Here is a 13,001-nt window from a genome sequence, read left to right as displayed (position 1 = left end):
CATTGGGCATGGCGTGACCTGGCTCACCGTTGCGTTCATATTGGTCGTGGAAGGTTGGAATGAGGCACAAGTGGAGCATCGCGCGCCGGCTGTTCGTGGCGCATTTGCTGTTCATGCTGGCGCTGACCGCGATAGTCGGGACGGCCACCTTTATCGACGCCCGCGACCATGCCTACGACGAAGCCGGCCGGCGGATGTCCGGCATCGCCACGGCCATTGCGGACAACCCCCTGGTCCTGCAGGCAGCGGGGTCCGCCGACCCGTCCGCGGTGCTGCAGCCCTACGCCCTGCACGTGATGAGCGACGCCGACGCGGATTTCATCACCATCATGGCTCCGGACCGGACCCGTTGGACGCATCCGCGCGACGAGGAACTCGGCAAGCCGTATATCGGATCCATCGACGCCGCCCTGAACGGACAGGTGTTCACCGAAATCACGGCCGGGACATTGGGCCCCTCGGTACGGACCATAGCGCCGGTCAAGGACGCGTCGGGAAACGTCAAGGCCCTGGTGGCAGCGGGGGTGACGGTCCGGACGGTGGACGTTGCCGTCTCCGGCCGCCTGCCGGCGCTGCTGGCCATAGCCTTTGCCCTCCTGGTGGGCGGCTCGGTGGCGTCCTGGCTGCTGGGCCGGTATCTGCGCAATGTCACGCGGGGCTGGGGACCCGAGCAGCTCGCCCAGCTGTTCGCGTACTACGAGTCCGTCCTACATTCCGTTCGCGAGGGGGTGATCCTCATCGATCCCAAGGGCCGGGTGGTGATGTACAACGACCAGGCGGCCGAGCTGCTGGGGCTCGCGCCGCGGCCGTCGGGGGGCGATCCGGGCGACGCAGCCCTGCTCGGCAGTCTCCCGCTGGCACCCAGCTTGAAGGACCTGTTCGAGTCCGGCCGGGCAGCCCAGGATGAAATCCACTTGGCCGGCCCGCGTGTCCTGGTGGTCAACCAGGGACCAGCGGTGGGGCCGGCCTCATCGGCCGGACGGCAGCGCCCGGCAGTGTTCGGGACCGTGGCAACCATCCGCGACCGCACGGAGATCGAGTCGCTGGGCAGCGAACTGGAAACCATGCGTACCCTGTCGGACGCACTGCGCGCCCAAACCCACGAGCACGCCAACCGCCTCCACACGATCGTTTCGCTGATGGAGCTGGGACGGGCGGACGAGGCACTGGATTTTGCCACCAAGGACCTGGAGCTCAGCCAGCAGCTCACGGATGAGATGGTGGGTGCCATGGAAGAGCCCGTGCTGAGCGCACTCCTCATGGGCAAGGCGGCCGAGGCGCACGAACGCGGCGTTGAACTGGGCCTGCAGGCAAACAGCACTGCCGGTACGGCCGGTGTGGCTGTCCAGGACCTGGTGACCATTCTTGGCAATCTCCTTGACAACGCCATCGACGCAGCGGCCGACGCTCCGGCGCCCAAATGGGTGGAGTTGTCGGTGGAGTCCGGGGTCCGGGGCGTGGAGATCACGGTGGAGGACTCCGGACACGGAATCGACCCCGATGCCGTGGACGACGTGTTCCGGCACGGGTTCAGCACCAAGGCGAGCGGCACGTACGGCCGGGGGCTGGGCCTGGCGCTGGTCCGTCAGGCCGTCCACCGGCTGGGCGGCACCGTGGCCATCACCAACCCGCGCGGCGCCCATTTCCACATCTTCCTTCCCGCAGCAGGCACCACCAAGGAGACTTCATGAGCGATATCCGGGTCCTCGTCGTTGAGGACGAACCGGTAGCCGCGGCAGCGCACGGCGCCTATGTGGGGAGGCTCGAAGGCTTTTCCCTGGCGGGCACGGCCCCTGACGGCCAATCGGCGCTGCGTCTCCTGACGGAATTTGCTGCCGCCGGCAATCCCGTGGAACTGGTGCTGCTGGACATGAACCTTCCCGACCTCCATGGCCTGGACATCGCCCGGCGGATGCGGGCATCAGGACTGTTGCCGGACATCATTGCGATCACCGCCGTGCGTGAACTGAACATCGTGCGCAGTGCCGTGTCCATCGGAGTCGTGCAGTACCTCATCAAGCCGTTCACCTATGCCACTTTTGCGGACAAGCTGGCCAGCTACCGGCAGTTCCGGGACCAGCTTGCGGCCGGTGCGGGCGGGGCCAGGTCCGGAGCATCGCAAAGCGACGTAGACCAGGCTTTCGCGAGCCTGCGGGCGCCGAGTGAGCTGCCGCTTCCCAAGGGCCTGTCGACCTCGACCCTGGACGCTGTGCAGGAGTTCATGAAGCGGCAGGCGGACGCTGTCTCGGCCACCGAGGTCATGGATGCACTGGGGATGTCCCGCGTGACGGCCCGGCGGTACCTCGAATACCTCGCGGACGCCGGAACAGTCTCCCGGACTGCCCGCTACGGTGCGCCGGGCAGGCCGGAGAACGAATACCGCTGGAACCGGGCCTGAAGTTCAGCGCCGGCGAGCGCGCGGCTGATTCGTCTGACTGCTAGTTCCCGGGTCCGGCCGGGCGAAGGGTCCCGATCAGCTGGTCGATCACCCCGGCATCCTCAATCGTGGACGGCACGACGTACTCCTCGCCGTCGGCGATCTGCCGCATGGTCTTGCGGAGGATCTTGCCGGAACGGGTCTTGGGCAGGGCTTCCACCACCGCCACGTGCTTGAAGTCCGCCACGGCTCCGATGTCCCGGCGGACCATAGCGATCAGGTCCTTGACCAGGATGTCCTCCGGCACGTCAACTCCCGATTTCAGCACCACGTAGCCGCTGGGCCGCTGGCCCTTCAGCGGGTCAGCCAGGCCGATCACCGCGCACTCGGCAACCGCCGGGTGCTGCCCGATGACCTGCTCCATGGCACCGGTGGACAACCGGTGCCCGGCCACGTTGATGATGTCGTCGGTGCGGCCCATCACGAAGACGTAGCCGTCCTCGTCCCGGTAGCCGGAGTCACCGGTGGCATAGGAACCCTCGAATGCCTGGAGGTAGGAGGAGATGTAGCGTTCGTCGTCGCCCCACAGAGTGGTCAGCGTTCCGGGCGGCAGCGGCAGGCCGAGCACGATGTTCCCTTCCGTCCCGGCTTCGACGTCCTCCCCGAGGCCGTCCACGATGTTGAGCTTGAAGCCCGGCATCGGAACGCTGGGAGAGCCTGCCTTGATGGGGAGCTCTTCCAGCCCCCGCGGGTTGGCGCAGATGGCCCAGCCGGTCTCGGTCTGCCACCAGTGGTCCACCACGGGGACGCCCAGGGTCTGCGCGGCCCAGTGGAAGGTATCAGTGTCCAGCCGCTCCCCCGCCGCGAAAAGCGTTCGCAGGCTGGAGACGTCGTAGTCCCGCAGCAGTTTCGCTTCGGGATCCGCCTTGCGGATGGCGCGCAGCGCGGTGGGAGCGGTGAACAGGACGTTGACCTTGTGGTCCTGGATCACGCGCCAGAAGGCACCCGCATCCGGGGTCCCTACCGGTTTTCCCTCATAGAGGACGGTGGTCGCGCCGGCCAGCAGCGGGCCGTAGACGATGTAGGAGTGCCCTACCACCCAGCCGACGTCGGAGGCGGTCCACATGACGTTCCCCGGGCCGATGCCGTAGACGTTTTCCATGGTCCAGCTAAGCGCCACAGCATGGCCGCCGTTGTCCCGCACCACGCCCTTGGGTGCACCCGTGGTTCCGGAGGTGTAGAGGATGTAGAGCGGATCGGTGGCTTTGACCTCCACCGGCGCCGCCGGTTCCGCGGCGGCCATCTCGGTGTCCCAGTCCAGCCACCCCCGGTGGTCAGACGCCGAGGACGCAAACCCCTCCCTGGCCGCGACGATCACGGGGAGTCCCGGAGTCCCGGCGAGGCGGAGGGCTTCATCGACGGCGGGAAGGTACTCGATCCGGCGCGATGGCTCAATTCCGCCGGACGCCGTAACCACCACAGCGGGAGCGGCGTCCCGGATCCGGGCCGCAAGCTCCTTCGGCGCAAACCCTCCGAAGACCACCGAATGGACCGCCCCGAGCCGCGCGGTTGCCAGCATTGCGATGGCGGCTTCCGGGACCATCGGCATGTAGATGACAACCCTGTCCCCCTTGCCCACGCCGCGCCGCCGGAGAACCCCGGCAAAGCGGGCCACAAGCTCCGTGAGTTCCGCGTAGCTGAAGCGCCGCCGGGTTCCGAGCATGGCGGAATCATAGATCAAGGCATCCTGCGCGCCCCGGCCCGCCTCCACATGGCGGTCCAGTGCGTTGTAGGAGGTGTTGAGGGCGCCGTCCGGAAACCACCTGTAAAGCGGCGCCCGGCTCGAGTCCAGGGCCTGCGTCGGCGGCGCTGACCAGGAGATCTTTCCGGCGGCCTCCAACCAGAAGTCTTCGGGCTTCGCCAGGCTCTGTGCATAGCTGTCCTGATAACTCTTGGTACCCATGAAATGCATCCCGTCCACGACATTGTGATGAGGGCCATGCTAGTCCGGGCCGGGAAGCGGGCACAAGAGTCTGTGTATACAAATCTAAAGAATATTCGCCCAAACGGAGCAATTGCTGGGCAGAATACTCTTCTGTGTATACACTGAAGATCGTCAACCAATGAAGGAGGCAGAGATTGCGCGCCAGCGACAGGGCCTACGCGGCATTACGCGATGACATCATCGAATGGCGCCTCCTGCCCGGAACTGTCCTCGCGGAAGTGGAGCAGTCCGAGCGCCTCGGCATCTCCCGCACGCCGCTGCGGGAAGCCCTGAGCCGGCTCACCGCGGAGGGCCTGACGACGACGGCGGGCGGCCGCGGCGTCGTCGTCACCGACATCTCGCTGGAAGACATCGACGAACTTTTCGAACTGCGCGAAACCCTGGAAGGCAAGGCGGCCGCCCTGGCCGCCGAGCGCGGCGACTCCGCAACCTTCGAGAAGCTCCGGCTTGAGCTGCTCCAGGCCCCGGCACTGATCAACGGCAGCGATCCGGGCCGCCACGCCTACTACGAGCTGGCGGGCCGTCTTGACGCGGCCATCGACGCGGCCATTTCCAACTCCTATCTGGCGCAGGCCATGCGCAGCCTGCGCGTGCACCTGGTCCGGGTCCGCCGCCTGGCGGCCGACGACACGCAGCGGCTCACCGCGGCAGCCGCCGAGCACGCCGCCATTGCCGAAGCGATCGCAGCAGGCAATCCCCGGCTGGCCGAAGCCGCCACCACCCTTCACCTCCACCGCAGTCTTTCCCACGTCAAAGTCACGCATACCCCTCACTAGAAGGAGCACCATGGTCAAGGAACACCACGTCCGCGTTTACAAAAGCGAGGAAAACCTGCCCCGCGAGGACCAGCTCGCCTACAAGATCGCCAAGGTCGCCACCGATCCCGTCGCCGTCACGGACGAGGTCACGGACATGGTGATCAACCGCGTGATCGACAACGCCTCCGTGGCCATCGCCTCCCTGAACCGGGCCCCCATCGTTGCGGCCCGCGCGCAGGCTCTCACCCACGGACCCACCACCGGCGGCAAGGGATCCAAGGTCTTCGGCATCGACGAGCGCGTGGCACCGGAATGGGCCGCCTGGGCCAACGGTGTCGCCGTCCGTGAGCTCGACTACCACGACACGTTCCTGGCAGCGGACTACTCCCACCCGGGCGACAACATCCCGCCGATCCTTGCCGTCGCCCAGCACGTCGGCTCCAGCGGACACGACCTCATCCGCGGCATCGCCACCGGCTACGAAATCCAGGTGAACCTGGTCAAGGCCATCTGCCTGCACAAGCACAAGATCGACCACGTGGCCCACCTGGGCCCATCCGCCGCCGCCGGCATCGGTACCCTGCTGGGGCTCGACGTCGAGACCATCTTCCAGTCCGTGGGCCAGGCCCTGCACACCACCACCGCAACGCGCCAGTCGCGCAAGGGCGAGATTTCCACCTGGAAGGCCCATGCACCGGCCTTCGCCGGGAAGATGGCCGTCGAAGCGGCGGACCGTTCCATGCGCGGCCAGACGTCGCCGGTACCGATCTACGAAGGGGAAGACGGAGTCATCGCCTGGATGCTGGACGGACCGGACGCCTCCTACATGGTGCCGCTGCCCACTCCCGGCGAAGCCAAGCGCGCCATCCTGGACACATACACCAAGGAACACTCCGCCGAATACCAGGCACAGGCCTGGATCGACCTCGCCCGGAAGCTTCACGGCGAGCGCCCCGAGGTCACCGACCCGGCCAACGTGAAGTCGGTGCTGATCAAGACCAGCCACCACACCCACTACGTGATCGGCTCGGGCGCCAACGACCCGCAGAAGTACAGCCCCACGGCCAGCCGCGAAACGCTGGACCACTCGATCCCCTACATCTTCACGGTCGCGTTGCAGGACGGCGCCTGGCACCATGTTGACTCCTACGCACCCGAGCGGGCTGCCCGGCCCGACACCGTGGATCTATGGCAGAAGGTCACCACTGTCGAGGACCCGGAATGGACCCGCCGCTACCACTCCCTCGACATCGCAGAGAAGGCCTTCGGCGGATCCGTGGAGATCACGCTCAACGACGGCACGGTCATCACGGATGAGATCGCCGTCGCCGATGCCCACCCGCTCGGCGCCCGGCCGTTCGCCCGGGAGCAGTACGTCAACAAGTTCCGCACCCTCGCGGCCGGCGTCGTCGCCGAAGAGGAGATCGAACGCTTCCTCGCCGCCGCGGCCCGGCTCCCGGAGCTGGCCGCCGGTGAACTCGACCAGCTGAACATCAAGGCGGCCGACGGCGTGATCGACCTGGCGGCTGCCCCGAAGGGACTCTTCTAATGCTGTATTCGAGGGTCACACCGGAGCAGAAGCGGATCCGGTTCCGCGAGCTCCTGGCGTCGGGGACCATCCAGCAGTTCCCCGGCGCGTTCAACCCGCTCTCGGCCAGGCTCATCGAAGAGAAGGGCTTCGCCGGGGTCTACATTTCCGGCGCAGTGCTGGCGAACGACCTCGGCCTGCCGGACATCGGCCTGACCACGCTCACCGAGGTGGCGACGCGCGCCGGGCAGATTGCCCGCATGACCGACCTGCCCAGTATCGTCGACGCCGACACGGGCTTCGGGGAGCCCATGAACGTGGCCCGCTCGGTGCAGGAGATCGAGAACGCAGGCCTCGCCGGCCTGCACATCGAGGACCAGTTCAACCCCAAGAGGTGCGGACACCTGGACGGCAAGAACGTGGTGGACCTGGATACGGCCACCAAACGCATCCGTGCAGCAGCGGACGCCCGCAGGGATCCGAACTTCCTGATCATGGCCAGGACGGACATCCGGGCCACGGACGGGCTCCAGGCCGCCCAGGACCGGGCCAAGGCCCTCGTGGAGGCCGGGGCGGACGCCATCTTCCCGGAGGCCATGAAGGACCTCAGCGAGTTCCAGGCCATCCGCGACGCAGTGGACGTGCCCATCCTCGCCAATATGACCGAGTTCGGCCAGAGCGAGCTTTTCACCGTGGAGCAACTGCAGGGCGTCGGCGTCAACATGGTCATCTACCCGGTCACGCTGCTCCGTAGTGCCATGGGGGCAGCTGAGCGTACTCTGGAATCGATCAGGTCCGACGGCACCCAGGAGGCACAGGTAAAGAGCATGCTGACCCGTGCGCGGCTGTACGACCTCGTGGACTACGAGGCCTACAACCGCTTCGACACCGGAGTCTTCAACTTCAGGATTCCCGGTACCAACTGACCCCCATCCATCGACGGACTTCCGGCTTCGGCCGGCACACAGCATCAGGAACGAAGGAGTTTCAGCATGGCTGAAAATGAGATCAAAAAGGGCCTCGCCGGCGTCGTGGTGGACTACACCGCGGTGTCCAAGGTCAATTCGGACACGAACTCACTGCTATACCGCGGCTACCCCGTCCAGGAGCTCGCCGCCAAGTGCAGCTTCGAAGAAGTGGCCTATCTGCTCTGGAACGGCGAACTGCCGACGCCTGAACAGCTCGCGGAGTTCACCGCCCGGGAACGTGCCGGCCGGCCGCTGGATCCTGTCGTCAAGCAGGTCATCGACGCGCTCCCTACCACTTCCCACCCGATGGACGTGTGCCGGACGGCGGCGTCCGTGATGGGAGCCCGGCACGAACTCGCCGAGGATTCTTCACGCGAAGCCAACATGAAGAAGGCCATCGACCTGTTCGCCGCGATGCCGGCGGTGGTGGCGTACGACCAGCGCCGCCGCCATGGCTTGGAACTGGTGGAGCCCCGGGACGACCTGGACTATTCCGCCAACTTCCTCTGGATGACCTTCGGCGAAGAGCAGGTGCCGGAAGTGGTTGAGGCGTTCAACGTGTCCATGATCCTGTACGCGGAGCACTCCTTCAACGCGTCCACGTTCACGGCCCGGGTGATCACGTCCACGCTTTCGGACCTGCATTCCGCCGTGACCGGAGCCATCGGCGCCCTGAAGGGTGCGCTCCACGGCGGCGCCAACGAAGCCGTCATGCACACCTTCGATGAGATCGGCATCCGCTCCGAGGAATCGCTGGAGGAAGCTGCCGCCCGGGCAAAGACGTGGATGGAAGATGCCCTGGCGCAGAAGAAGAAGGTCATGGGCTTCGGCCACCGCGTCTACAAGCACGGCGACTCCCGCGTCCCCACCATGAAGGCCGCACTGGACAAGATGATCGCCCACTACGGCCGGCCGGAGCTCCTGGGACTCTACAACGGACTGGAGAGCGCCATGGACGAGGCCAAGGGAATCAAGCCCAACCTGGACTACCCCACCGGCCCCACCTACCACCTCATGGGTTTCGACACCGCCACGTTCACTCCCCTGTTTGTTGCCAGCCGCATCACCGGCTGGACAGCGCACATCATGGAACAGCTGGAATCCAACTCCCTGATCCGTCCATTGAGCGAGTACAACGGCGTGGAGGAACGACACCTTTCGTAAACGCTGAACATTGGGATCGCACGACGCCGGCCCGGTCACCCTTCCGAGGTGACCGGGCCGGCGTCGTTCTTCACTGTGAGAGGTTCCGCAGGACGCTCACGGAAGAAGCCACCGTTTCATTGTCGGCGTTGAGGGTGACCACAATATCCACCGTCCGGCCTTCCAGCACCACCGGGAGCCAGTGGTCCGCATCCTGCCACATGCGGTCCACCGGCAGCGAGAGCGTATCAAACCATTCGGGCGCAATTTCGCGGCTTTCCGCCGGCTCGCCCTGCCACCGGCGGGTGGTAAACAGGGTGGTGTACATGTTCCATTCCGGGCGGCCAGGGAAAACAAACTCCACGACGCCGGCCGGGCGCAGGTCACGCTCGAGCACGGTGACGCCGGCTTCTTCGAAGACCTCCCGGCACACCGCCTCGGCGTCGCTCTCCCCCGGCTCCACGTGACCGCCCAGTCCCACGATCTTGCCTCTGCCGAAGCCGGTCTTCTTGAGGCCGAGGAGCACCTCAGTTCCGCCGCCAGGTCGATCCCGAAGCAGGAAGCAGAGCGTTACGGGGGTCGAGTTCATGGAACCAGACTAGCCCGCCGGTTCAGCCCAGCGCCCGGGGGTGGGCGGCGGCGTAGATTTCCCGCAACGTGTCAGCCGTTACCAGCGTATAAACCTGCGTGGTGGTCACGGAGGCATGTCCCAGGAGCTCCTGGACCACGCGGACATCCGCCCCGCCTTCCAGGAGGTGCGTTGCAAAGGAGTGGCGGAAGGTGTGCGGCGAAACATCCTTGGTGATGTTGGCCTTGTCCGCGGCAGCCTTGAGGATGGTCCACGCGCTCTGCCGGCTGATCCGGCCGCCGCGGGCATTCAGGAACAGCGCCGGCGTACCCTTGCCTTTGCCGGCCAGCAGCGGCCGGCCGCGCACTAGGTACGCGTCAAGGGCACGCGCTCCGTAGGACCCAAGCGGCACCAGGCGTTCCTTGGACCCCTTGCCGAAGAGCCGGACGATGGCCGGCCCGGCCTGCTCTGACTGGAGGGATATGTCGTCGACGTCCAGGCCCACCGCCTCGCTGATACGGGCACCGGTGGAATAGAGGAATTCCAGCAGGGCCCTGTCCCGCAGGCCAGTTGCCGTGTCCGTGCCGGCCGCTTCGAGGATCCGGGTGACCTCGTCCACGCTAATGGCCTTGGGCAGCCGCTTGCCGGGCATGGGCGGGTGGACATCGCTGGCGGGATCCGCCGTCGTCATTCCTTCGAGTGCCCAGAACTTATGGAGGCCGCGGACCGCGACGACGGTCCTCGCGGCGGACCTGACGCCGAGCGCAGTCCCGCCGTCGGAACCGTCGGACAATGCCTGCACAAACCCGGTAACGTGCCGCCGGGTGACGTCGCCCGGGCGGACCGGGCCGCAAGCGGCGAGGTAGTTTGCATAACGGGCAAGGTCGCGGCGGTAGGCCGACAGGGTGTTCGCAGCCAGCCCCCGCTCCACTCCCATGTGCTGGAGGTAATCGTTCACGGCGCGGTCTATGGCGTTGCGGGGCCGTGCCTCTTCCGCCGGTGCTTGTTCGGCACGGACTGGCTCAGCACGCATTGGTTCAGCACCGGCACGTTCCGGTGCGGGAGTGACGGTGCTGCCCATCAACGCTGGCTGGGATGGGCCGGCCAGGGGGCGTTTGCCGGACGCAGACGCTCGAAGCCGTCCGCGCGTGCCGCCGCTGCAGCCAGGATTCCGACGACGGCGGACGGGTTGTGCAGCCGGCCCTCCAGGACGGCCGCCACGGCTTCCTCCAACGGCGTCCAGTGCAGTTCGATCTCCGCTTCCTCATCCGTTCGGACGTGGAGTTCGTGATCCGGCACGTCGCTCAAATCCCGGGCGAGGTAAATGCGGATCGCCTCGCTCGAGGACCCCGGCGAGTTGAAGAAGTCAGCCAGCACGTTCCAGGTCCCGGCCGCCAGGTCCGCTTCCTCGGCAAGCTCACGGGCGGCACCCACCACGAAGTCCTCGCCCTCGATGTCCAGCAGCCCGGCCGGGATCTCCCACAGGTCCATGCCTACCGGATGCCGGTACTGCTTCATCAGCAGGACCTCGCCGGCTTCGTTCATCGGCAGGACAGCTACCGCACCCGGGTGGTCGATGTAGTCGCGCACCAGCTCGTCGCCGTGTTCACTGAGCTGGAAACTGTCGCTGACCACGTCCCAGATGCGGCCTTCGTAGACCTTCCGTGACGACAAAAGACGGCGCGGGCTCGGCGCATCCGAAACCTGCCGTGCAGCATGGGGGGTTTCAGGCATACCGGGCATCGCGCCGTCCTTTGATTTAGTTGGTGACTACTTGGCCGAGACCTTGCGGGCGGAACCGCCAGCATCAGCCGGTGCTTCCGAACCGTTTGCGGCGGGAAGGATGTCCCCGCCCTTCTGGTGATCCAGCGCAGCCTTGACGAGGCCCGCGAACAGAGGATGCGGCCGGGTGGGGCGGGAGCTCAGCTCGGGGTGTGCCTGGGTGGCCACGTAGTACGGGTGGACCTCGCGGGGAAGCTCCACGTACTCCACCAGCTTGCCGTCCGGGGACGTTCCGGAGAACACGAGCCCCTTCGACGCAATCTGGTCACGGTACTTGTTGTTGACTTCGTAGCGGTGGCGGTGCCGCTCGCTCACCTTGGTGGTGCCGTAGGTCTCTGCGACCACGGACCCTTCGTCCAGCTTGGCTTCATAGAGGCCAAGGCGCATGGTGCCGCCAAGGTCACCCTTGCCGTCGACGATGTCCAGCTGCTCTTCCATGGTGGCGATCACCGGGTACTTCGAGTCCGGTTCGAATTCGCTGGATGACGCGCCTTCAAGGCCCACCACATTCCGGGCGTACTCAATGACCATGCACTGGAGGCCGAGGCACAGGCCCAGGACCGGCAGCTTGGTTTCGCGGGCAAACTTGAGCGCGCCCAGCTTGCCTTCCAGGCCGCGGATGCCGAACCCGCCGGGCACGCAGATGGCGTCCACGCCGGCGAGCGAGTTGACTGCGCCCTCGTGTGTTTCGCACTCGTCCGAGGGGACCCAGCGGATCTTGACCTTGGTGTCGTTGGCGAAGCCGCCGGCACGCAGGGCCTCGGTGACGGAAAGGTAGGCGTCCGGCAGGTCGATGTACTTGCCGACCAAGGCGATTTCCACTTCGTGCTTGGGATTGTGGACCGCTTCGAGCAGCTTGTCCCAGCTGGTCCAGTCAACGTCCTTGAACGGCAGGTCCAGCGCACGCACGATGTAGGAGTCCAGCCCCTGCGTGTGCAGGGTCTTGGGGATGTCGTAAATGCTCGGTGCGTCCGGGCAGCCGATGACGGCGTCGAGGTCGACGTCGCACATGCGGCCGATCTTGTCGCGCATGGCCTGCGGGACTTCGCGGTCCGAACGGATCACGATCGCCTCGGGCTGGATGCCGATGGAGCGGAGCGCGGCAACGGAGTGCTGCGTCGGTTTGGTCTTCAGTTCCTGGGACGGCCCGATGTACGGGACCAGGGAGACGTGCAGGAAGAAGACGTTGTTGCGGCCGATGTCCTGGCGCACCTGGCGGGCAGACTCGAGGAAGGGCTGCGACTCGATATCGCCAACGGTTCCGCCGATCTCGGTGATGATGACGTCCGGGGCGTTCTTGCCTTCGGCAGGAAGCCGCATCCGGCGCTTGATCTCATCGGTGATGTGCGGGATGACCTGGACGGTGTCGCCCAGGTACTCGCCGCGGCGTTCCTTGGCGATAACCGTGGAGTAGACCTGGCCGGTCGTAACGTTGGCCGAACCCTCAAGGTTTTCATCGAGGAAGCGCTCGTAGTGGCCGACATCCAGGTCCGTCTCGGCGCCGTCGTCAGTCACGAAGACTTCGCCGTGCTGGAAGGGGTTCATCGTGCCCGGATCCACGTTCAGGTAGGGATCGAGCTTCTGCATAGTTACAGACAAACCGCGTGCCCGCAGCAGGTGGCCGAGGCTTGAAGCCGTCAGTCCCTTGCCTAGCGAGGACGCCACACCGCCGGTGACGAAGATGTGTTTGGTCGTCTTGGACGAGCCCGGGAACCGGGAATTTACACGGGAATTTGATCGCTGCACCACGGAATTCGAGCCTATCATCAATTGAGCCTTCCACGGGTCGAAAATCGGATTCCCCAAATGACTCAGTCTCCCCCGCAGCGGGACACTGATCAAGGTTTACCTGTAAAACGCGGGCGGCGGGCC

11 protein-coding genes are annotated in these 13,001 nt (G+C 66.0%); 6 read left to right on the top strand and 5 right to left on the bottom strand.

Features of this window, described 5'->3' with window-relative positions:
• Positions 1 to 59 precede the first annotated feature (59 nt).
• Together AC1MDG_RS07790 and AC1MDG_RS07785 are read left to right on the top strand one after the other, a co-directional pair.
• Positions 60 to 1,691 carry a sensor histidine kinase gene (locus AC1MDG_RS07790; protein WP_479808450.1) on the top strand — a complete coding sequence of 544 codons (1,632 nt, stop codon included), beginning with the start codon at positions 60 to 62 and terminating at the stop codon, positions 1,689 to 1,691.
• Entirely contained in the window at positions 1,688 to 2,398 is a 711-nt protein-coding gene (locus AC1MDG_RS07785; RefSeq protein ID WP_043480356.1) for a response regulator, read from the top strand. The genes AC1MDG_RS07790 and AC1MDG_RS07785 overlap by 4 nt, the downstream gene beginning before the upstream one ends.
• Positions 2,399 to 2,438: 40 nt before the next feature.
• On the opposite strand, the gene AC1MDG_RS07780 is transcribed toward AC1MDG_RS07785, so the two are convergent.
• Complete coding sequence (locus AC1MDG_RS07780; protein WP_479808449.1) at positions 2,439 to 4,340, bottom strand: acetate--CoA ligase; 1,902 nt, start codon at positions 4,338 to 4,340, stop codon at positions 2,439 to 2,441.
• 176 nt (positions 4,341 to 4,516) lie between these two features.
• Between AC1MDG_RS07780 and AC1MDG_RS07775 the strand changes: the two genes are divergently transcribed.
• The 4 genes from AC1MDG_RS07775 (at position 4,517) to AC1MDG_RS07760 (ending at position 8,800) form a co-directional block, all read left to right on the top strand.
• Positions 4,517 to 5,158, top strand: a complete 642-nt coding sequence (locus AC1MDG_RS07775) for a GntR family transcriptional regulator (RefSeq protein ID WP_043480354.1) — start codon at positions 4,517 to 4,519, stop codon at positions 5,156 to 5,158.
• 10 nt (positions 5,159 to 5,168) lie between these two features.
• Complete coding sequence (locus tag AC1MDG_RS07770; RefSeq protein ID WP_479808448.1) at positions 5,169 to 6,689, top strand: MmgE/PrpD family protein; 1,521 nt, start codon at positions 5,169 to 5,171, stop codon at positions 6,687 to 6,689.
• The gene (gene prpB, locus AC1MDG_RS07765; RefSeq protein WP_479808447.1) at positions 6,689 to 7,594 is read left to right on the top strand and encodes a methylisocitrate lyase; all 906 of its coding nucleotides are present in this window, start codon (positions 6,689 to 6,691) and stop codon (positions 7,592 to 7,594) included. Before AC1MDG_RS07770 ends, prpB begins: the two co-directional genes overlap by 1 nt.
• 66 nt (positions 7,595 to 7,660) lie before the next feature.
• Positions 7,661 to 8,800, top strand: coding sequence for a bifunctional 2-methylcitrate synthase/citrate synthase (locus tag AC1MDG_RS07760; RefSeq protein WP_479808446.1), 1,140 nt, complete (start codon positions 7,661 to 7,663; stop codon positions 8,798 to 8,800).
• A 70-nt stretch (positions 8,801 to 8,870) separates the two neighbouring features.
• Here AC1MDG_RS07760 and AC1MDG_RS07755 read toward each other — a convergent pair whose 3' ends face one another.
• From AC1MDG_RS07755 to AC1MDG_RS07740, 4 genes are read right to left on the bottom strand one after another with little or no spacing between them, the layout of a single operon-like run.
• Complete coding sequence (locus AC1MDG_RS07755) at positions 8,871 to 9,368, bottom strand: 8-oxo-dGTP diphosphatase (RefSeq protein ID WP_479808445.1); 498 nt, start codon at positions 9,366 to 9,368, stop codon at positions 8,871 to 8,873.
• Positions 9,369 to 9,390: 22 nt separating this feature from the next.
• Entirely contained in the window at positions 9,391 to 10,380 is a 990-nt protein-coding gene (gene xerD / locus AC1MDG_RS07750) for a site-specific tyrosine recombinase XerD (protein WP_479809046.1), read from the bottom strand.
• 47 nt (positions 10,381 to 10,427) lie between these two features.
• On the bottom strand, positions 10,428 to 11,090 hold the full coding sequence (locus tag AC1MDG_RS07745) for an NUDIX domain-containing protein (protein ID WP_479808444.1): 663 nt from the start codon (positions 11,088 to 11,090) through the stop codon (positions 10,428 to 10,430).
• Positions 11,091 to 11,117: 27 nt separating this feature from the next.
• Positions 11,118 to 12,896 (bottom strand): CTP synthase, encoded by a 1,779-nt coding sequence (locus tag AC1MDG_RS07740; RefSeq protein ID WP_479808443.1) that lies wholly within the window; start codon positions 12,894 to 12,896, stop codon positions 11,118 to 11,120.
• Positions 12,897 to 13,001: the final 105 nt, after the last annotated feature.

The sequence above is a fragment of the Arthrobacter sp. AIWTK1 genome, assembly GCF_056680535.1.
Note: the sequence above shows the minus strand (reverse complement) of the source record. Positions and strands in the feature narration are given on the sequence as shown.